The organism is Citrobacter sp. T1.2D-1 (assembly GCF_950098555.1).
GTDB lineage: Bacteria > Pseudomonadota > Gammaproteobacteria > Enterobacterales > Enterobacteriaceae > Citrobacter_A > Citrobacter_A telavivensis.
Map to the genome: position 1 here is coordinate 324,612 of NZ_CATNHH010000012.1, position 21,718 is coordinate 346,329.

General features: G+C 53.0%; 15 protein-coding genes, 1 tRNA gene and 2 pseudogenes. 8 read left to right on the forward strand and 10 right to left on the reverse strand.

What is annotated here, in order from left to right; translation table 11 throughout:
* Window positions 1–34 precede the first annotated feature (34 nt).
* A complete protein-coding gene (gene gltS / locus QQZ17_RS12945; RefSeq protein WP_152400667.1) occupies window positions 35–1,240 on the reverse strand; it encodes a sodium/glutamate symporter in 1,206 nt (401 codons plus the stop codon).
* 229 nt (window positions 1,241–1,469) lie between these two features.
* On the opposite strand from gltS, the gene xanP reads away from it, so the two are divergent.
* The 4 genes from xanP (at window position 1,470) to QQZ17_RS12965 (ending at window position 7,865) form a co-directional block, all read left to right on the forward strand.
* Window positions 1,470–2,861: a xanthine/proton symporter XanP gene (gene xanP, locus QQZ17_RS12950; RefSeq protein WP_042323367.1), complete on the forward strand. Its 1,392-nt coding sequence runs from the start codon at window positions 1,470–1,472 to the stop codon at window positions 2,859–2,861.
* A 121-nt stretch (window positions 2,862–2,982) separates the two neighbouring features.
* A complete protein-coding gene (locus tag QQZ17_RS12955; protein WP_152400669.1) occupies window positions 2,983–4,716 on the forward strand; it encodes an AsmA family protein in 1,734 nt (577 codons plus the stop codon).
* 194 nt (window positions 4,717–4,910) lie between these two features.
* Window positions 4,911–6,473, forward strand: a complete 1,563-nt coding sequence (locus tag QQZ17_RS12960) for a PTS transporter subunit EIIC (RefSeq protein WP_152400671.1) — start codon at window positions 4,911–4,913, stop codon at window positions 6,471–6,473.
* Between the two features lie 12 nt (window positions 6,474–6,485).
* Window positions 6,486–7,865 (forward strand): family 4 glycosyl hydrolase, encoded by a 1,380-nt coding sequence (locus QQZ17_RS12965; RefSeq protein WP_046492246.1) that lies wholly within the window; start codon window positions 6,486–6,488, stop codon window positions 7,863–7,865.
* Here QQZ17_RS12965 and QQZ17_RS12970 read toward each other — a convergent pair.
* Window positions 7,849–8,607: a MurR/RpiR family transcriptional regulator gene (locus tag QQZ17_RS12970; RefSeq protein WP_152400672.1), complete on the reverse strand. Its 759-nt coding sequence runs from the start codon at window positions 8,605–8,607 to the stop codon at window positions 7,849–7,851. The two genes, QQZ17_RS12965 and QQZ17_RS12970, sit on opposite strands and share 17 nt — an antisense overlap.
* 97 nt (window positions 8,608–8,704) lie before the next feature.
* On the opposite strand from QQZ17_RS12970, the gene QQZ17_RS12975 reads away from it, so the two are divergent.
* Entirely contained in the window at window positions 8,705–9,880 is a 1,176-nt protein-coding gene (locus QQZ17_RS12975) for an MFS transporter (protein ID WP_152400674.1), read from the forward strand.
* Here QQZ17_RS12975 and yicI read toward each other — a convergent pair.
* Window positions 9,877–12,195 (reverse strand): alpha-xylosidase, encoded by a 2,319-nt coding sequence (gene yicI, locus QQZ17_RS12980; RefSeq protein ID WP_152400676.1) that lies wholly within the window; start codon window positions 12,193–12,195, stop codon window positions 9,877–9,879. The genes QQZ17_RS12975 and yicI overlap by 4 nt on opposite strands.
* An 11-nt stretch (window positions 12,196–12,206) precedes the next feature.
* On the reverse strand, window positions 12,207–13,589 hold the full coding sequence (locus tag QQZ17_RS12985; RefSeq protein WP_152400678.1) for a glycoside-pentoside-hexuronide family transporter: 1,383 nt from the start codon (window positions 13,587–13,589) through the stop codon (window positions 12,207–12,209).
* A 288-nt stretch (window positions 13,590–13,877) separates the two neighbouring features.
* Between QQZ17_RS12985 and QQZ17_RS12990 the strand changes: the two genes are divergently transcribed.
* The 3 genes and pseudogenes from QQZ17_RS12990 (at window position 13,878) to QQZ17_RS13000 (ending at window position 17,861) form a co-directional block, all read left to right on the forward strand.
* Window positions 13,878–13,972 (forward strand) — tRNA-Sec (locus tag QQZ17_RS12990).
* A 194-nt stretch (window positions 13,973–14,166) separates the two neighbouring features.
* Window positions 14,167–14,370 (forward strand): annotated as a pseudogene (locus QQZ17_RS12995) (Arm DNA-binding domain-containing protein); the annotation flags it as partial.
* A 686-nt stretch (window positions 14,371–15,056) separates the two neighbouring features.
* Complete coding sequence (locus tag QQZ17_RS13000) at window positions 15,057–17,861, forward strand: autotransporter outer membrane beta-barrel domain-containing protein (RefSeq protein ID WP_235922433.1); 2,805 nt, start codon at window positions 15,057–15,059, stop codon at window positions 17,859–17,861.
* A gap of 93 nt (window positions 17,862–17,954) precedes the next feature.
* On the opposite strand, the pseudogene QQZ17_RS13005 reads toward QQZ17_RS13000, so the two are convergent.
* From QQZ17_RS13005 to QQZ17_RS13030, 6 genes and pseudogenes are all read right to left on the reverse strand, one after another.
* Window positions 17,955–18,263: pseudogene (locus QQZ17_RS13005) on the reverse strand (IS4 family transposase); the annotation flags it as partial.
* Between the two features lie 56 nt (window positions 18,264–18,319).
* Window positions 18,320–18,811: a GNAT family N-acetyltransferase gene (locus tag QQZ17_RS13010; protein WP_152400683.1), complete on the reverse strand. Its 492-nt coding sequence runs from the start codon at window positions 18,809–18,811 to the stop codon at window positions 18,320–18,322.
* A gap of 164 nt (window positions 18,812–18,975) precedes the next feature.
* On the reverse strand, window positions 18,976–20,073 hold the full coding sequence (locus QQZ17_RS13015) for an alkene reductase (RefSeq protein WP_152400685.1): 1,098 nt from the start codon (window positions 20,071–20,073) through the stop codon (window positions 18,976–18,978).
* A gap of 18 nt (window positions 20,074–20,091) precedes the next feature.
* On the reverse strand, window positions 20,092–20,304 hold the full coding sequence (locus QQZ17_RS13020; protein WP_152400687.1) for a DUF1471 domain-containing protein: 213 nt from the start codon (window positions 20,302–20,304) through the stop codon (window positions 20,092–20,094).
* A 157-nt stretch (window positions 20,305–20,461) separates the two neighbouring features.
* Entirely contained in the window at window positions 20,462–20,878 is a 417-nt protein-coding gene (locus tag QQZ17_RS13025) for an SRPBCC family protein (protein ID WP_152400689.1), read from the reverse strand.
* Between the two features lie 26 nt (window positions 20,879–20,904).
* Window positions 20,905–21,702: an SDR family NAD(P)-dependent oxidoreductase gene (locus QQZ17_RS13030; protein WP_152400691.1), complete on the reverse strand. Its 798-nt coding sequence runs from the start codon at window positions 21,700–21,702 to the stop codon at window positions 20,905–20,907.
* Between the last annotated feature and the right edge of the window lie 16 nt (window positions 21,703–21,718).

Sequence of the window (21,718 nt, forward strand, 5' to 3'; positions counted from 1 at the left end):
AAGCGCGGCAGTTTATCCCCACCGCGCCCTCTCTCTATTGCGCAAAAATGGGCAGTAGCAGATACAGTTTGATCACCAGCGCATTGACGATGTCGATGAAAAACGCACCGACCATTGGCACCACCAGAAAGGCCATATGTGAAGGCCCGAATCGCTCGGTAATCGCCTGCATGTTGGCAATTGCCGTTGGTGTCGCCCCCAGACCAAACCCGCAATGTCCCGCTGCCAGCACGGCTGCATCGTAGTTTTTGCCCATCATCCGCCAGGTCACCACTATTGCATACAGCGCCATAAAGATGGACTGCACGACCAGGATCGCCAGCATCGGCAGGGCCAGTGATGCCAGTTCCCACAGCTTCAGGCTCATCAGCGCCATGGCCAGAAACAGCGACAGACTGACGTTCCCGAGGACAGACACCGCACGCTCAAAGACACGATAAAATCCCACCGCGGCCAAACCGTTGCTGACAATCACGCCGACAAACAGCACGCAAACAAACGTCGGCAGCTCAAACACCGTTCCCGCCAATAGTTGCGCAACAATCCGGCCTACGGTCAGACAGATAGCAATAAGCGCAATGGTTTCGATCAGTACCAGAGAGGTGATCATGCGCCCGACGTCCGGTTTTTCAAACGCGGTAGGCACCGCCTGATCGTCAGGCATGCCGTCCGGTGTCGTCGAGTGTTTGACCAGGTAACGCGCAACAGGCCCGCCAATCAGCCCCCCGAGGATCAAACCAAAGGTAGCGCACGCCATCGCCACTTCGGTCGCGTTAGCAAAGCCGTAGCGTTCGATAAACAACTTACTCCAGGCCGCGCCGGTACCGTGTCCACCAGACAGCGTGATCGAGCCGGCAATCAGCCCCATCAATGGATCAAGTCCCAGCAGGCTGGCCATCCCGATGCCGATGGCGTTTTGCATCAGCAGCAACCCCACCACCACGATCAGGAAAATCCCCACTACGCGACCACCTGCCCGCAGGCTGGCGATGTTGGCGTTTAAACCGATGGTTGCGAAAAATGCCAGCATCAGCGGATCGCGCAAGGTCATATCGAAGTTCACTTCCCAACCCATGCTCTTTTTCAGCACCAACAGGGCCAGCGCCACCAGCAACCCGCCGGCAACGGGTTCTGGAATCGTGTATTTCTTGAGAAAGGAGACGGACTGAACCAGTTTACGCCCCAGCAGCAACGTCAGCGTTGCGGCAACGAGGGTTGATAAGGTATCGAGTTGAAACATACAAAGCTCCTTGAGTACGTCTGAATCAGTTACGCACGATGTCTTATTCCTGAGACTATTTTTAGCTTTTAATGGCAATTCGGCACGGATTTTAAGCAGAAAAGCGTGGTAAGTTATATAAAAATGTTATTTTATCTATTTTAAATATTAAGAATACCCACTCGCAAACGTTTGCTTTTACCCTCTGCTCAGATAAAATGCCCGCTTTGTCACCACGGGATTATCACTGATGTCTGTTAACACCCTCGAGTCCGAAAATGCGCAACCGGTTGCGCAGACTCAAAACAGCGAACTGATTTATCGTCTTGAGGATCGCCCGCCGCTTCCACAAACCCTGTTTGCCGCCTGTCAGCATCTGCTGGCGATGTTCGTTGCGGTGATTACGCCGGCGCTGCTCATCTGTCAGGCGCTGGGGTTACCGGCTCAGGATACGCAACACATTATCAGTATGTCGCTGTTCGCCTCCGGCGTGGCCTCCATTATTCAGATTAAAGCGTGGGGTCCGGTAGGTTCAGGGTTGTTATCGATTCAGGGCACCAGTTTTAACTTCGTGGCACCGCTGATTATGGGCGGTACGGCACTGAAAACCGGTGGCGCAGATGTCCCCACCATGATGGCGGCGCTGTTTGGTACCCTGATGCTGGCCAGTTGCACAGAAATGGTGCTCTCCCGCATCCTGCATCTTGCGCGTCGTATTATCACTCCGCTGGTCTCGGGCGTGGTGGTGATGATCATCGGCCTGTCGCTGATTCAGGTTGGTCTAACGTCCATCGGCGGCGGCTATGCCGCGATGAGCGACAACACCTTCGGGGCCCCAAAAAATCTGATGCTGGCAGGCGTTGTGCTACTGCTGATTATTCTGCTCAACCGTCAGCGTAATCCGTACCTGCGCGTGGCTTCACTGGTTATCGCCATGGCCGCAGGTTATGCACTGGCGTGGTTTATGGGCATGCTGCCAGAAAACAGCGCGCCAGCCTCCCAGGAACTGATCATGGTGCCGACACCGTTGTACTACGGTCTGGGCATTGACTGGAATCTGCTGCTGCCGCTGATGCTGGTGTTTATGATCACTTCTCTGGAGACCATCGGCGATATCACCGCAACGTCCGACGTTTCCGAGCAGCCCGTTTCTGGCCCGCTGTACATGAAACGTCTGAAGGGGGGTGTTTTGGCGAACGGCCTGAACTCATTCGTCTCTGCGGTCTTTAACACCTTCCCGAACTCCTGTTTCGGACAGAATAACGGGGTCATTCAGTTGACCGGCGTGGCCAGTCGCTACGTTGGCTTCGTGGTTGCGCTGATGCTGATCGTACTCGGCCTGTTCCCGGCGGTGAGCGGCTTTGTGCAGCATATTCCTGAGCCGGTACTCGGCGGGGCTACGCTTGTCATGTTCGGTACTATCGCGGCATCTGGCGTACGTATTGTTTCCCGTGAACCGCTGAACCGCCGCGCGATCCTGATTATTGCGCTGTCGCTGGCAGTCGGTCTTGGTGTCTCTCAGCAGCCGCTGATCCTGCAGTTCGCACCTGACTGGGTGAAAAATCTGCTCTCTTCCGGAATCGCTGCGGGCGGAATCACCGCTATTGTACTGAACCTGATTTTCCCACCTGAAAAGCAGTAAACGCTTTGCGACGGTGATTCAACTTCACCGTCGCTATCATACTCTTTCACGATTCCTGCCTTGAGGATTGCGCGTAAATCGTGCATAACTCAACTATGTGCACTTCGCAGGATGGAAGACCATGAAATTTATTGGAAAGCTGATTATCTACGTGCTGATCGCCCTTCTGGTGGTGATTCTCGGCCTCTATTTCCTGCTGCAAACACGCTGGGGCGCAGAACACATCAGTTCCTGGATATCTGAGCACAGCGACTATCGACTGTCCTTTGAGGCGATGGACCATCGTTTTTCTTCTCCTTCGCATATCCTGCTGAAAAACGTCACCTTTGGCCGCGACGGGCAACCCGCCACGCTTGTGGCAAAAACGGTCGATATTGGCCTGAGCACTCGCCAACTGACGCATCCACGACATGTCGATACGATCCTACTACAAAATGGCACCCTGAATATTTCTCCTCAGACGGCACCGCTCCCCCTCCAGGCCGATCGCCTGCAGTTGCTGGATATGGCGTTTAACAGCCCTGGCAGCGAGTGGGATCTGAGCGCCCAACGAGTGAATGGCGGCATCATCCCCTGGCTGCCTGAAGCCGGTAAAGTGCTCGGCGGCAAAGCGCAAATCCAGCTCAGCGCCGGCTCTCTGACGCTGAATGATGTTCCTGCTGCCAACGTCCTGATTGAAGGCAGTATCGATAACGAACAGGTGACATTAAGCAATATCGGCGCAGATATCGCGCGCGGTGCCTTAACCGGCGTGGCAAAACGCCATGCCGACGGCAGTTGGATGGTTGAGAATCTGCGTCTGAACGATATCCGACTGCAAAGCGATAAATCGTTGGCAGACTTTTTCGCGCCGCTTAATACCATTCCGTCGCTACAGATTAATCGCCTTGAGGTCACCGACGCGCGTCTTCAGGGCCCGGACTGGGCGGTCACCGATCTTGACCTTAGCTTGCGCAATCTGACCTTCAGCAAAGACGACTGGCAAACGCAGGAAGGCAAACTGTCGATGAATGCCAGCGAGTTCATTTTTGGCTCATTGCACCTGTTCGATCCCATTCTGAATGCCGAATTTTCACCGCAAGGTATCGCACTGCGCCAGTTCACCACCCGCTGGGAGGGCGGTATGGTCAGAACCTCCGGCAACTGGCTGCGCGAGGGTAAAGCGCTGATCCTCGATGACGCGGCCATCGCGGGCATAGAGTACACCCTGCCGGAAAACTGGAAACAGCGCTGGATGCAGCCGCTACCGGCATGGCTGAACAGCCTGACGCTGAAGAAATTTAATGCCAGCCGCAACCTGGTGATTGATATCGATCCGACGTTCCCGTGGCAGTTGACCGCGCTGGATGGCTATGGCGCGAATCTGGGGCTGGTGCAAAACCAGCAATGGGGCGTCTGGAGCGGAAATGCAACCCTTAATGCCGCTGCCGCCACCTTCAACCGCGTCGACGTGCGCCGTCCCTCCTTGTCTTTAGCTGCCAACGCCAACACGGTGAACATCAGTGAACTGAGCGCCTTTACGGAAAGAGGGATTCTGGAAGCAACCGCCAGCGTGTCGCAGTTACCACCACGCCAGACGCAGGTCAGCCTGAATGGACGCGGCGTCCCGGTGAACGTTCTGCAACCGTGGGGATGGCCGACTCTGCCGATCGCCGGTGACGGCAATATTCAACTGACCGCCAACGGTACAGTACAGGCTAACGCGCCCCTCAAACCCACGGTGAATGGGCAGTTGCACGCCGTGAATGCGGATAAACAGCAGGTCACGCAAACCATGCAGGCTGGCGTCGTCTCTGCGGGTGAAGTGACGTCGACCGAACCCGCTCCAACAACCCCCGCTCCCGTTACGCCGTAATCTCCCCACCTCGCCCCCGGATGTTCTCGATCCGGGGCGTTTTTCGCATGAAAACGAAACAGGTACTCATTTATCGGCTATTTGTGCCTATTTCCCGCAACAGGTTTTCATCTCCACAGAGAGTTGTTATAACGATGAGGTTGGAAGTCTTATTTAATAATTACAAACACTCTATATAAAATAAAGGAATAGCCATGTCTGTAATACGTCAACGTATTCTGGCGGATATGCAAAGATTCTCCAGAGCAATGATCGGGGCGGTCTTGTTCTTACCTGTTATTGGCTTAATTCTGGCCTTAAGCTCAATATTAACTAACCCGACGCTTATATCCGAAACCAGCTTTTTACATCAAATAGGTCAACTCCTTGGTGATACCTTCTGGCCATTATTTGGCAACCTGGGACTGCTTTTCTGTGTCGGGATCAGTTATGGCCTGGCGAAAGATAAAAAAACCGAAGTCGCACTGGTTGCCGTCATGTGCTTTATTATGTTTTTGGGCGCTAACCACTCCTGGCTGGAATATACTCACGGCATCGCTGAAAAGGTCAATGGCGAATATTATGGCACCGGACAAACGCAAATTTTAGGTTTTGTCGTTGTCGATATGGGGATCTTTTTAGGGATTATTCTCGGCTGCACCATTGCCTGGGTACACAATAAAGTCTCTGAAATAGAACTGCCTGGCGCACTCTCGATGTATGGCGGGGCGAAACTGACCTTAATCGCCATGACGCCGGTGATCCTCTTTTACGCTATTGCGTTTACCTGGTTCTGGCCATTCATAACGCACGGCATCGCCGCGTTAACCAGTTTCATGAAAAATGCCGGGGTAGCAGGCGTCTTCGTGTACGGTTTCTTTGAAAAATTCCTGATTCCAACAGGGCTGCACCACTTTGTCTGGTCACCGTTCCAGTTAACCCAGATTGGCGGAACCCTGAACGTTGACGGGCAAGTCGTCTCCGGGACGCAGGCTATCTTCCTGGCCTATATGCGCCATCCGGATCTCACCCCGGTGATGAACGAAGCGCTACGCTTTTCCCAGCAGGGGATGACGACGATCTTTGGCCTTTCCGGCGCGGCGCTGGCGTTCTACCACACCGCCACACCGGAGAAGAAAATGATGGCGAAGGCAATTCTGTTGCCCGCGATTATTACCTCTATTCTGACCGGAATTACCGAACCGATTGAATTTACGTTCCTGTTTATTTCACCGCTGTTATGGCTGATTCACGCCACGCTGACCGCCGCTTCTCAGGCGATTTGCGATCTGCTGACGGTTCGCCCGTGGGGCGCGTCCGGACTCATTGAGTTTCTGATTTATAACCTGCCGCTACCGGCAGCCCTCACCCGCTGGCCGTTATACGTCCTGATCGGTATCGGGCAGTTCGCTGCGTACTACGTGATTTTCCGCACCCTGGTTATCAAACTGAACCTGAAAACCCCGGGTCGCGAAGATGACGGCGAAGTGAAGCTCTACAGCAAAGAAGATTACCGCAATAAAAAGGCCAACGCAGGTCAGGCCGTCACCGATGAGATCATTAAAGGCTTAGGTGGCAAAGAGAACATTATTTCTGTTGATAACTGTTTTACCCGATTACGCGTCGCGCTCCATCATCCCGACAAAATTGATGAAGCCCTGTTAAAAACGACCGGCGCCAATGGCGTAGTGCGTAATCAAAATGAAGTTCAGGTTATTTACGGTGTGAGGGTTGGACAGGTTCGATCCCGGGTAGATAACTGGCTGGCAAATAATTAATCAGGAGTTGTTATGAAATTAACTGTATTAGGTGGAGGCGGTGTTCGTTCCGCGTTCCTGGCAAAATCTCTGGCCTATAATGCACATCGTATTGGTTTACAAGAAGTGGTATTCCTCGATAATGCAGAAGAGAACCTGAAAATTTTCGGCGAAATCGCCCGTTATGTTTTTGCCACGATTCGACCTGATATTCGTTTCAGCCTGACGACGGATCCGGTATCCGCATTAAAGAACAGCAATTATGTCATCACCACGCTGCGTGTCGGCGGCGATGAAAGCCGCGTGCGCGATGAACGTATTGCGCTGAACCATAACACATTGGGTCAGGAGACCACCGGAGCGGGCGGTTTTGCGATGGCGATGCGCTCAATTCCCGCCATTCTCAATTACTGCCGCCTGATTGAAGAGCATGCCGCCCCCGATGCCATTCTGTTCAACTTTACCAACCCTTCCGGGCTGGTTACCGAAGCCATCATTAAGTCCGGGTTTAAACGTCGGGTTTATGGCATTTGCGATGCGCCCTCGGAGCTGATTCGCGAACTGCCCGCCATCCTCAACTGCGACGAAGCGGATTTGAAAGTGGAATGCTATGGTCTGAACCACTTCTCCTGGTTTACCCACTTCACTGTGAAAGGGGAGGACGTGACCGACAAACTGGTGAGCAACCCGGAACTGTACAGTAAAACGGCGATGCAGTACTTCTCACCGGTGCTGGTTCAGCTTTGCGACAAGCAGTTGCTGAATGAATATCTCTACTACTACTACTATCGCGAAGTAGCACTGAAAGCGATTCAGGATGCGCCGGAAACCCGCGGTGAAGCCATTGCACGGATCAACAAGGAAATGCGCGAGGAACTCCAGAACGTGGATGCGCAGGCAAACCCGGAAGCCGCATTTGATATCTGGATGAAACACTATCTGCGCCGCGAAAATAGCTATATGCAAAACGAGTCGCATCAGGAAAAATTCAATACTCGCACACCGTTAACGCTGCAACAGTTTATTGAAGAGCCGGATAGTGGCGGTTACGCAGGGGTGGCGCTGGATATTCTTGAAGCCGTGAACAGTTCCACCAGCAAGCGCATTGTTGTCTCGTTACAAAATAACGGTACGCTGGATTTCTTACGTCCTGATGATGTTATTGAGATCAGCTGTGACCTGAGCAAAGAGGGGCTGAAACCCGTTACGCCAATCCACGTACCGGACGCCCAGAAAAACATGATCTCCTGCGTTAAAGAGTACGAACGTCTGGCAGTGGACGCCATCATGCGCAAAGATAAGAGTCTGGCTATCCGCGCATTAATGGCGCACCCGCTGATTGGCTCCTGGTCACTGGCCAAACAGCTGGTTAGCGAGTATCTCGACGAAGCGCAGTTTAGCGACTGGAAATGATCGTCCCCGGGGCGTCGACTGACGCCCCGCCCGGATTTTGCAAAAACCAGAGCTTCAGCAGATGTTCGAATCCCAGGATGCAGTAACCAAAGAAAGGATTGCTCCAGTAGATATCATCATCAAACTTTTGTGGATCGTGGATGATGACGGCGGTGTCCGCCGCCTGGGCAAGCGGGCTTTGATAGTCACCGGTAAAGCAGACCAGGTCGGTATTTTTTCCTTCCAGCGCTTTGACCCAGTTTAATGCCGAACTGCTGCGACCGGATTTAGACACCAGCCAGATAGAGTCGAATTTTGCAGCCGTTTTTTGTTCAAGTATTTCATAGTCCGGCCAAAGTGCCAGACTGGCATTCACGCCAATCACCAGGAATTTATTATAAATATATTGAGCAATCAGTTGAGAGAAGCCGCTACCATGAATAAGAATACGGTCGTGTTGCAGCCGATTTAATAGCTGCGACAGGTTTTCGGCAGGCTGGATATTCATAAAGTTAATATCATTTGTCACATCAAGTTTTGGCATTGTGATATTAAACTTAATGAAGTACACCAACTCCAGCCAACCGCTAAACTTGAGTTTTTTCGCCAGTCGAACCAGCGAGGACGGGTTGCTGTAACAGTGCTCCGCGACTGTGCGAATACCCTCACGAATGCATTGCTCTGGATTATTCTGAATAAAGCGCAGGACGGTGACTTCTGTCTTACTTAATTTTACATCACGAAATACATTTTCCAGTTCCATTTTAAGCTCCTGTGAGTGCAAAATAAATTTATCACTTTTTAAAACAATCGGTCTGTGCAACAGGTCACTTCATCACAATTTCATATTAAAAAAAGAAATGAATAAAAATCTAGCATTACTCGCGATGATGTTTTTCTTGTGGGGAAATATCACGGCAATTAACAGCGTGCTGATCATATTTTTCTATCAGTATTTTCATCTGTCATGGTCGCAGTCTATTTTCATTACCGTTATTTTTTACGTTGCCCCTTTTCTGACCTGCCTGCCCTGCTCAATGCTGATTGAACGCCAGGGATACCGTAAGGTACTGCTGCTGTCGCTAACGTTGTCGGTTGCGGGATGTCTGATGTTCGCCCTTGCACTGCAACTGGATTCCTTCGCCCTGTCACTGCTGGCGATGTTTGTGGTGGCAACTGGCGTGGCGGCGATGCAGGTTGTCGCTAACCCTTATCTGACGTTGCTCAGCCCGCCACACAAACGGATCGGCAATCTGTGCCTGGCCTCTGCCGTTAATTCGCTGGGCACTACGCTTGCCCCCATGCTGGTTGCACTGCTGCTGGCGTTTTCCCCGGTTGATATCCTGGCACGCGAAGAGCCCATCAGCGCGCTCTGGCTTTGCCTCGCCCTCTTTTCGCTGGCGCTGATTGCGGGGGTTTTCTGGATCCGCCTGCCGGATGTGGTGCGCCCGGAAAAAGCCGCGTCCGGGACGCATAATGCCTGGAAGAACAGAGAACTGTTATTCAGCGTGGCGGCGATTTTTGTTTATGTTGGCGTCGAGGTGAGCCTTGCAACCAGCCTGGTGAAATATCTCATCACCATCGGCGGCTGGAGCACCACGGCCGCGATGTCGCTGGTCTCTTTTTACTGGGGAGGTGCGCTGGCGGGTCGTTTTCTTTATGGTCTGCTCGCCGACAAAACAGGCAATTACACGCCGTTTCTGGTGGCGACACTGGCCTGTGCAACGGCGGTTATCATGGCGATATGGCTGAACGATATCACCGGCGGTTACCTGCTTATCCTGACCGGCTTAGGAAACTCGATTCTGTATCCGATTATCTTCGGGCATACCATCAACAAAAATCCGGCAATTGCCAACATTTCTGCCGCAGCCATGGTGATGGCCGGGATTGGCGGCGCGGTCATTCCCTTATTGCAGGCGGTCTGCATTGACGGACTCAATCTCCGGTTCAGCTTTTTACTACCGGTCGTGCTGTATCTGCTGCTGGCGCTGTGGGGGCGGCTGAATCTCCGCCCCCTCGCTACATCCGCTTAAAGCGTAATGACGATCTCATGACTCTGCGGTGTTACCACCACGCCCGGTTCGCTGCCCCGATGTGAACCACCGCGAATACCGCTAATTTGCGCAATGTTACGCAGGCACAGCGTCCAGCTGTGCGCATCGCCATTCCCCGTCACGGTGAGGGTGTTGCCATTGCGCTTAGCGGTCAGCGTAAAGACAACCGAACCGTCCGCCGCAGGGACTTCACAAACGGCTTCGCGTCCCTCGTCGAGAGCGAACAACTGAAAGGCGGTGCCGTCGTTCCACGCGTAATCCGGCTTTTGATTATTGCTGCCCAGCGCCAGCAGAGTGTTGTCACGCACGTACACTGGCAGACTCAGGAAGTCATGCTGCTGTTTGTGCCAGCGACTGCCCTGCACTTCGTCGTTGCGCCACAGGTGCGTCCAGCGTCCTTCCGGCAGGTAAAACTGCACGTCACCGGCTTGCGAGAACACCGGTGCCACCATCACAGAATCACCCAGCATATACTGACGGTCGAGATAATCGCATGCCGGATCGTCCGGGAACTCCAGCATCATGGCGCGCATCATCGGCGTGCCCCGTTCGTGCGCACGAACCGCCTCCCGGTACAGATACGGCATCATGCGGCACTTCTGCTCGGTGAAGTAGCGCACCACATCGCAGGATTCATCGTCATACGCCCAGGGCACACGATAGGATTTACTGCCGTGCAAGCGACTGTGGCTGGAGAGCAGACCAAACGCACACCAGCGTTTATAGACGTGTGCCGGCGCGGTATTCTCGAAGCCGCCGATATCATGGCTCCAGAAGCCAAACCCGGACAAGCCGATAGACAAGCCGCCGCGCAGGCTTTCCGCCATTGACTCATAGTTGGCGTAACAGTCGCCGCCCCAGTGCACCGGGAATTGTTGGGCACCCACGGAAGCGGATCGGGCAAACAGAACCGCCTCTTCTTCACCCACGGTCTCTTTCAGTACGTTCCATACCAGCTCGTTGTAGATATACGCATAATGGTTGTGCATTTTCTGCGGATCGGAACCATCAAACCATTGCACATCGGTCGGGATACGCTCGCCGAAGTCGGTCTTGAAACAGTCAACGCCGATATCCACCAGACCTTTCAGTTTGCTGGCATACCATTCACAGGCCTGCGGATTGGTGAAGTCATAAATCGCCAGCCCCGGCTGCCATTTATCCCACTGCCACAGAGAACCATCCGGACGCTTCAGCAGATAGCCTTTCTCTTTGAGTTCATTGAAAATCGGTGATTTCTGTCCAATGTACGGGTTGATCCAAACGCAGACCTTCAGCCCTTTCTCCTTCAGCCGACGAATCATCCCTTCCGGGTCCGGGAAGGTCACCGGATCCCATTCGAAATCACACCACTGGAAGGCCTTCATCCAGAAGCAATCGAAGTGGAAGACGTGCAGCGGCAGATTGCGCTTTGCCATGCCATCAATGAAGCTGTTTACCGTCGCCTCGTCGTAGTTGGTGGTGAACGAGGTGGTCAGCCACAGGCCAAACGACCAGGCTGGCGGCAGCGCCGGACGCCCCGTGAAGCGGGTATAGCGGTTCAGCACTTCTTTCGGCGTCGGGCCGTCGATCACGAAGTATTCGAGATATTCGCCTTCGACGCTGAACTGCACTTTCGACACCTTCTCCGAGCCGATTTCAAACGAGACGCACTGTGGATGGTTGACCAGTACGCCGTAGCCACGGTTAGTCATGTAAAACGGGATGTTTTTGTAAGACTGCTCAGTGCTGGTGCCGCCGTCGCGGTTCCAGGTTTCTATCGTCTGGCCATTGCGCACCAGTGCGGTAAAGCGCTCGCCCAGACCGTAAACCGTCTCGCCGACGCCCAGATCCAGGCGCTCGAACATGTAGTTTCGCTGCGTGTCGGTGTCCTGCACATAGCCGTTGTTCTTCAACTGACTGCCGGTGATGCGCACGCCGTTACGCAGGAAATCCAGCGACCAGAACTCACCTTTGGTAACGCGTACGCTTAAGTTACCGCTTTTCAATTCAGCAACGTCAGCCGTGTTCTGGATGTCGACCTTCACGTCCTGTAAAACGTTGAGCGGGTAATGCGGACCGTTATCCAGCGCCCCCTGAAAGTGTTCCATGCGTACGCCCACAACCCCTTCCTGCGGCGAAAAGAAACGCAACGTAAACAGCGGGGTATCCAGTTGCCAGGTGCGTTCACGTACGTCGCGCGGTGCGGCATAAACCACCAGTTCGTTACCGTGCTGTTCTACATCAAACACCTGGATCGGATGAGTCAAATTAAGGCCCGGCTGAATCAGCCAGTTCCCGTCGCTAATCTTCATACTCTGTTCCTTTAGTTCTGAAATTCGTTATGCGTAAATTCGTGCTGATTGCGGCGCGCGCCTTGTGCCAGTTGGTCAAGAATATTTCTCAGGTAGGGCGTTTTCAGGGTGTAATAGCGTTTGGCAATCACGGCGCTCAGCAGGTAACAGATGGCCGGGACGATCGTAAACAGCGCAATAATGATGCTGAGGGTGGCACTGTTCTGAGTTTTCGCCGCCGCGTCGTAACCGCCGCCCGCCAGCATCCAGCCAATAAGCGCGCCACCGAGCGCCAGTCCCAGCTTGAGTACGAACAGAGTGCCCGCAAAACTGATGCCGGTCAGACGTTTACCGTTGCACCATTCGCCATAATCGACGGTATCGGACATCATCACCCATTGGATCGGCGTCACCAGTTGGTGCAACACGCCGATCGCGAAGATGAAGACGAACATGGTGATGTCGGCCTGCATCGGGACGAAGAACATCGCGAGGCTAACCACGGCCAGCGCCGCATTGGTCCACCAGAAGATACTGACCTTGCATTTCCAGTCGGTGAGGGGTTTTGCCAGCGCGGAGCCAATCAGGTTACCGACGCAGTAGGTAGTAAGGAAGGCGACAAACACCTCCGGCGTTCCCATGATCCAGGTGACGTAATACATCATCGCACCACCGCGCACGCAGACGGCGAGGATATTGAGGATGGTCAGGAGCCCCACTATCCGCCACTGGTCGTTTTGCCAGATATCGCGCAGATCTTCACGCATCGAGGTGGTGCTCGGCGGCGCTTCCACACGCTCCTTAGTCGTGAAGAAGCAGAATGCCAGCATCAGAAACGCCACCACGGACAACACCGCTATCCCGCCCTGGAAACCCACCGCTTTGTTCTCGCTGTTAATGAGATTCACCAGTGGCATCATCAGCACGGTCGAGAGCATTCCGCCCGCCGTCGCCAACACAAAGCGCCAGGACTGTAGGGAAATACGCTGCGTCGGGTCGCTGGTAATCACCCCACCCAACGCGCAATACGGGATATTCACCACGGTATAAAGCAGCGTCAACAGCGTATAGGTGACAGCGGCGTAAATCATCTTACCGTTCAGGCTGAGGTCCGGCGTGCTGTATGCCAGAACGCAAACCACACCAAACGGCAGGGCGCCAAACAGTATCCACGGACGGAATTTTCCCCAACGAGAGCGTGTTCGGTCCGCCAGCAGTCCCATGCACGGGTCTGAAATAGCGTCCAGCGCGCGCGCCAGTAGAAACATGGTGCCGACAAAACCGGCAGGGATACCGAAAATATCAGTATAGAAAAACATCATATAAAACATTACGTTATCGAAAATAATATGACTGGCCGCGTCACCCATACCGTAGCCAATCTTCTCCTTAACAGACAAAACATGAATAGTCATAACACATCCTTTGGCGCTCCCATGCGCACTGGTACCGGTTACCGTTTTTGTAAACCATCCCGTTGGCTGCGAATATTCCGATATCTCGTTATCAAATTACGATTCTTGTTTTCTGTGATCGCGGTTGCGCCAGAAGATGTGAGGAAATGTAACTAGCGGAATTTATGAGGATTTATATGAAACCGATCATGGTAAGGAGAAAGGGAAGTTAAAAAAGTGAGTGAGGGGGTGTGGAAACGTCAGGAAGTAGCTATAATGCGCCCCGCCTCCATGTAGCAATGCAGGCGCGGAAGATCGTCGTCTCCGGTGAGGCGGCTGGACTTCAAATCCAGTTGGGGCCGCCAGCGGTCCCGGGCAGGTTCGACTCCTGTGATCTTCCGCCAGTTTGCGTCTACTGAACTCTCCCGAAGTCAATAATCTCCTTTGTAATCCCTTATATATCAGGCTGTCCTTGTATCCTGAGGTCACCCGACTTCAACCCACATCAAGTTGTTTTTGGGGGTGCATTGGGGGTATCAGGCTGGTTACTGGCGGAAATCTCCCAGGAGGATGGATTCATCAAAAGCCGGAGGATGTCATGGCGCTAATCGATGTTAAAGTGAAAACCGCGAAGCCAAAAGAAAAACCCTATAAGCTGGCTGATGGCGGCGGTATGTATCTGCTGATTAACGCTAATGGTTCCAAATACTGGCGTATGAAGTACCGCTTCGCCGGTAAAGAAAAGATGCTGTCTATGGCCTGTACCACACTGGCGCCCGGAATAACGCCAGCCGCTATGAGATCGCCCGGCATATCCTTACCGAACTGGGTCAGGAAGCGCGCCTGCCGGAGCTGTTGATTTCGTCCGAAGCCCCTGACGCACGAGATGTGCGGCTCAACACAAATAAACTGGCCGCTGCGGGGGGGGCTACTTTTACTGAGAGTCGCGCAGCGCTCAGTCAATGTCTCAAATAATTTAGATTTTAACCTTGCTGAAGTTCGTCCCTTATCCCATTTCCGCCAGATTCTGCGTGGTGAATAAAAACAAAAATTCCGCTTTTGCGCCTGGCGAAAGCGGATTCCTGCCACTCGCCCCACTCTTATTCAGATTTTTAATCCAAAAAAATAAATTATTTAAGATTTTTATATCTTAAATTCATTATATAAAAGAATTTAATAGCAAGAAAAATTTAAGACTATTTCATTATGATTTGATCCGAGCGGTTACTAAAATAATCACAACAGAAACCAAATAATAAAGTACAACCTTAGCGTGTTGATTATATTCCCAGGACGGGTGGTTACTGCTTAATGAGTTAAAAAGATTTTACTATTTTTCCATTTCATTATTGAAATAAAACACAGCAATAGAAACACTCTTATTAAACTTTATCACAAACCACGCACTAATATACGGATTTAAAAGGTACGCTTATGCTGTCTTTCTATTATCACAGGGAATTAAAACCGAGAAAAATTGCACTTATTATGAGTGCAATACTGGCCTCCGGGTCCGCCTGTGCGGCGGATGACTTGCTTTATATAACTCCCGCATCCCCTGAACAAAAGGTCACCATTAATAATGATTCGGTCTGGTCACGCATTAGCGTTTATTCTCCAAATGCTGACGTAATCGTAAATGGCAAAACAACCGTTAATGGCCAGGCCGGAATTTCACCGGGTGTGGCAATCAGCCAGAACGCTGGAAAGCTGGATTTAGGGGATGGTTCCGTTGTGAACTTTACCTCTGATCAGATCCACGCGATTGGTAATGAAGATGTGATTGACCTGAATGGCGACGGTCAATTTACGGCAAAGAATCTGACGGTCAACAGCACAGGCGCCGCCTTCAACGGGATCGGCGCACATGGCTCGAACCATCTGGTGCTGAAAGGCACCACGAATATTAATCTTAATACGACCAAAGAAAACATGCTGTTTCCTATGGCCCGCGCCGAAGGGATCTATCTTCAGGGCCATGCGTCAATGGATGCCGAAAATATCAATGTGACCTACCGTTCTAATGGTCCGGACACTATTGGTATTAATGAAGCATCCGGCCTTTGGCTATGGAATAATGAAGCCTCGGTTAATATTACCGGGACAACAAATGTTGACCTTGAAACCTCAACCCAGGGTGCGCTCTATGGGGTAAACCTTGCGGATACAAACGACGCAAATGGCGCCCGCAAGCATGTTTTCATGAATGAAGTTAACATCAAAATGCAGAGCAACATCGCCTATAACCCGGCGGTGCATAATGCAGTTTCCGGCTTTTTCACGATTTATGCGAACGCCGAAACGGAAGTTAATAAGCTGAATATTAATGCGTCCAGCAACAATAACCTTTACGGCCTTCATTTTGGTACAAATACCAGTGACGATAAATCGATCACCACGATCCATGAAGCGAACATCTACCTGAAAGGGGGAGAAAAATCCCGCATTTCAGGGGTCTCTAATTCAGCAAATAACAGCATCATCGGCAAATTAACCGTCGATACTGAAGGCGGCGAAAACGTCTATTTGCTCGACCGCGTCAGCAAAAAAACACATTTCCTCGGCGACGTCACGCTGGGTAGCCAGAAGGCATACGATACGACCACCGGCACCCTGTATTCGATTTATAACTCCGCGACGATCGATGGCGTCAAGTTGGTCGCGTGGGGCAAAATCTCTGCCGATCCGTATTCCGTCATTGATATCGCCACGACGGATAATTCGTATCTTTATGGGGATTCTGAAATCTGGCGAACGATATCGTATTCGAACATCGGCGTCATCAACATGACGCTGAACGGTGGCAATACGCGCTGGGATATGACCGGAAATTCAAAAGTCACCAACCTGACGCTGAAAGACGCGACGCTGAACTTCCTGCATGAAGACGGCGCCGCAAGCCGATCCACCCGCGCCACACCTGCCTTTAAGACGCTAACGCTGAATGGCGACTACCACGGTGAAAACGGTCATATCGTGATGAACACCGCGCTGGGTGATGACGCTTCTGAAACGGACCATCTGACCATCAACGGCAACACCAGTGGTTCGACGACCGTCCAGGTGAAAAACGCGGGCGGTAACGGCGCGCTGACCACCAACGGTATCGAGTTGATTAGCGTGGCGGGCGCCTCTGACGGTGTATTTAAGCAGTCCGGTCGTATCGTTGCCGGTGCGTATGACTATAACCTGCTGCGCGGCAACGGGCAGAATGCCAACAACTGGTATCTGACCAGCGCCCTGTCGCCAGAACCGGTTGACCCCGTCGATCCAACGCCTGCGCCAGCCTCACCAGAAGCCCCGGCAACAAAACCGGAAGCGCTGGTCCGCCCGGAAGCGGGCCTGTACGGTGCTAACCTGTACGCCGCGAATACGATGTTTAACCATCGTCTGCAGGACCGTCTGGGCGAAACGCATTACACTGACGCCATCACAGGCGAAGAATCTGTCACCAGCCTGTGGTTGCGTAACAGCGGCGGTCACACGCGCGCTCATGACAACAGCGGCCAGCTCGGCATTCAGAGCAATCGCTATGTCATGCAACTGGGCAGCGACATTGCCCAGTGGAGCACCGACAATCAGGATCGCTACCATGTCGGCGTGATGGCGGGTTACGCCAACCAGAAGAGCCGCAGCAACAGCAACAAAACGGGTTATCGCGCGGATTCATCCATCGACGGTTACAGCGTTGGGATGTATGGCACCTGGCTGCAAAACAACGAAACTCAGGAAGGCGCGTATGTGGATACGTGGGCGCTGTACAACTGGTTTGACAACACCGTCTCAGGTGAAGACGTTGCCGCGGAGAAATACAAATCCAAAGGTTTTACCGGTTCTGTAGAAGCGGGCTATACCTGGAAACTGAGCGATCTGAGCGAACGGTCGGCGGTGTATATCCAGCCGAAGGCCCAGGCAACCTGGATGGGCGTCAAAGCCGATTCCCATAAAGAAACCAACGGCACGCGTGTCGAAGGCAAAGGGGATGGCAACCTGCAGACCCGCCTCGGCATCCGTCTGTTCGGCAAAGGTCATAACTCACTCGATGACAACATCGGCCGTAACTTCCAGCCGTTTGTGGAAGTGAACTGGATCCGTAACAGCAAGGACTTTGGCGCAACGCTGAATGGCGAAAGCGTGGACTACGCTGGCACGAAGAATATCGGCGAAGTAAAAGCAGGTGTTGAAGGTCAGTTGAATAAGAATGTCACCCTGTGGGGCAACGTGGCGCAACAGGTGGGGGATAAGGGTTACAGCGATACCTCCGCGATGCTGGGCGTCAAAGTCGCATTCTGATACTAAGAAAGCCGGGAATTTCCCTAATGCTGGTCACTTAAAGTGATCAGCATTTTTTTATGCCGGATATTTCTGGGCTTTTACTCTCAATTCCTAGGGGTAACTTCGCTCCCTTCTTCCCGGTAATACCAGCCACTTTGCTTGCTCATACAACGTTCTTAACTCACCCGGCATCTTACCCGGTGAAGCCCATGGCAACGTTATCAGTAGCCAGGTTATTTCACTTATTGTCCCGCTAAAGCTCAGTTGGTAAGGCAGATAATCACCTTTCAGTTCGAACGCCATTCTTACCATCTGGTATCTCACCAGGTTGTAAGTCAGCAGTACACCCCATAACTCCTGTCGCACCAGTTCTGGCAACTTGCTGCGTAACGTCCAGAGATTGTCCATCATGCCCTGCTTCAGAAAGCCTAAAACTCCTTCTGCATTCGTGTTTTGCACGGTTCTCATCGCCTCACTTACAACGTCATCACCATCTCGTGCCACGCCATCCCACCGTGATCGGATTCTGACGGTTTGACGTAGCGATAGCCAAAGTGGGCATAGAGATCGACATGACGGTCTTTGCACATCAGGTGAATCGTTTTTTTGTGCATCGCTTTCATCCGCGTTACAAACTCACGCATCATCAGTGACGAGTAGCCTTTCCCCTGAAAATCCGGGTGTACCACCACCGACATAATCACCGCATTGGGCGCATCCGGATCGTGCCCCACCAGCTCCTTAAATTCTTCATCAGACATCACCACCGCCCAAGCGCATCCGGCATTGATAAAGCCAGCCACCTCACCGTTCAGTTCCATGCACATAAATCCCTGCGGATAGCGCTGGATACGGGTGGCAATCTTTTCCCGGGTTGCCGCTTCATCGCCTTCGTAGGCGAGCGTTTCAATCTCATAACAGCGGTCAATATCGGCGGGCGTGGCCTGACGGAATAGCGGAGTGGACATGCGTTTCCCTTTTACTGAATCAACTGGAGAGCCTCATCATACCTGTTGACAATACGGTTTACGCTGATTGTATTCACATGAAGAAAGAAGGGGATGCCCGGCGTTGTGTTATTCACCGGGCCATTTGTGGATGCGCGAGCAGATCGACGCGCTGCGTCATGGAATCAGAGAACCGGGTAATCCAGATACCCTTCTTTCCCACCGCCGAAGAACGTCTCTTTAATGGGCGCATTCAGCGGCAAGTCATTTTTCAGACGATGCGGCAGATCCGGGTTGGCAATAAACGGGCGACCAAAACCGATCAGATCGGCCCAGCCGTTCGCCAACGCCTCTTCAGCACGCGCTTTGGTGTATTTACCGGAATAAATCAGCGTGCCGTGGAAGATAATGCGCAGCGCTTCTTTAAACGCGGCAGGCATGACCGGCGCATCTTCCCAGTCCGCTTCTGCGATATGAATATAGGCAATGCCCAGCTCATTCAGCACACAGGCCGCCGCCAGGTAGGTCGCTTCCGGCGTATCATCTTTTGAACCCATCAGCGTGGTCAGCGGTGCGAGACGAATGCCCACACGCTCTTTACCAATCGCCGCAGAGACCGCCGTCACCACCTCTCGCATAAAGCGCAGACGATTTTGCAGCGAGCCGCCGTAGTCGTCATCACGCAGGTTGGCCTGCGAGTCAATGAACTGGTTGATCAGATAGCCGTTCGCCCCGTGCAGTTCAATACCGTCGAACCCCGCAGCGATAGCATTGCGCGCCGCCTGGGCATAGTCATTGACGATAGCCGGGATCTCTTCCCGCGTCAGGGCACGCGGCATGTCATGCTGCACCATCTCGCCGACGCCATTTTCCGGGCCACGCCCTTCAACATCGACAAACACTTTCACCCCTGGCGCCTGAATGGCAGAAGAAGAGACCGGTGCCGCGCCGCCAGGCTGCAAAACGGTGTGTGAAACACGACCGACGTGCCACAGCTGAGCGAAGATTTTACCGCCCGCCTTGTGCACGGCGTCGGTGACTTTTTTCCAGCCGGCAATCTGCGCTTCAGAATAGATGCCCGGCGTCCAGGCATAGCCCTGGCCCTGTTGGCTGATTTGCGTGCCTTCGCTGATGATAAGCCCTGCGCTGGCACGCTGTGCGTAATAGTCCGCCATCATGTCAGTCGCGACGTCGCCTGCCCCGGCGCGAGAACGCGTCATCGGCGGCATAACAATCCGGTTTTTTAACGGCAAGGCATTCAGCGCATAGTGATCGAATAACATAATGGGTTCCTCTCGCGATTATTTATACAGTTCTGCACTCATGGTGACGGTGTTACCCATGCGCGCACTGGTAATTTTGTATTCAGAGGCGTTCATCTCTTTGGCTTTTTGCGCGATGACCGCTTCAGCGGAATCCAGCGTGGTGCCCGTTGCCGTCACGCTTTGCGCAGAGGCGTTAAACGCCGCAGCAGAGAGCAGAGAAGCCGTAAAAATAGCGAAAATAGTTTTCATGTTTATATCCCAGAATAAAGTGATAATTTGGCGTTGATTAACGCGATAGAAGAAGAATACGCCTATAGCCTGATGACATAAATGATACAAATGGCAATAGACTATTGCGTTTTAGTTAATAATAAGGCGTCAGATTCTCCGACGCCTGCAGGTCGTATCAGGAAACGAAGTTGTCCTTCAGCGCCTTGAGACCATCACTGTAGATGCCCGTAAATAGCGCCCGTGCCTCTTCGTCAGATACGTTCACTGGCGTGAATTCGCCGGACCATTCCACGCGGGAAACCTGGCTGTCGGCGGTCTCATGAACCGTGATGGTTGAGAGGTAATTCACCACCGGGAACGGCGCCTGAATAATGGAATAGGTGTAGCTGCGCTGACGATTATCAAACGCTTCCAGACGCTCAATCACGGTACCGCCGTCGGAAGTTGTCAGCGAACGCACGCGCCCCCCTTCTGTCACCACGCTTTTCGGGATGAACGGCAGCCAGTCCGGCAACGCGTCAAAGCCGCCCATCAGTTGCCATACGGCGTCGGCAGAAGCCGGAATTTCAATCGATACACTTGTCTTAGCCATGATATTTTTCTCTTAAATTTATAGGGTTACATTGTCAGGGTGTCGACGACGCCGCCATCAACGCGCAGGGCTGCCCCTGTCGTTGCCGAGGAGAGCGGTGACGCGAGATAAACCGCAAGATTCGCCACTTCTTCCACATCCGCCGCACGCTGGATGATGGAGCTCGGGCGTGCCGTTCTGACAAACTCGTCGGCTTGTTCACGCGGGCTACGTCCCGACTGCGCGGCGGCGTCCGCCAGCATCTCCTGCAGGCCATCAGTAAAAGTCGGCCCCGGCAGAATGGCGTTAACGGTCACACCGGTTCCGGCGAGTCGCTTCGCCAGACCATGGGACACCGCCAGATTCGCGGCTTTCGTGACGCCGTAGTTGATCATGTCGCCGGGGATAGCTACGCCCGATTCGGACGAAACAAAGATAATTCGCCCCCAGCCTTGTTCCGTCATGGCTGGCGCATAATGACGCGCCAGGCGCACGCCGGAGATAACGTTGACGTTGTAGAAGTGCAGCCACTCGTCATCCGGAACGCTAAAGAAATCTTTATCGTTGAAAATCCCCAGATTATTGACCAGCACATCCGCCGTCGGAACGGCGGCGATCAGCGCATTTACGCCATGTTCGGTGCTGAGATCGGCCACCACGCCGCGCAGCAACGCCGCAGGGTGTTGCGCCGTAATCGCGGCCATTGCGTCATCGACGCCGTGCTGTTTGCGACCGACGACAACCACCGTTGCACCTGCTTTTGCCAGTCCGGCAGCAATACCCTGCCCAATACCGGAGGTCGAGCCGCTGACAACAGCGACCTTACCTGTCAGATCCAGTTTCATATTTTTCTCACTCGGT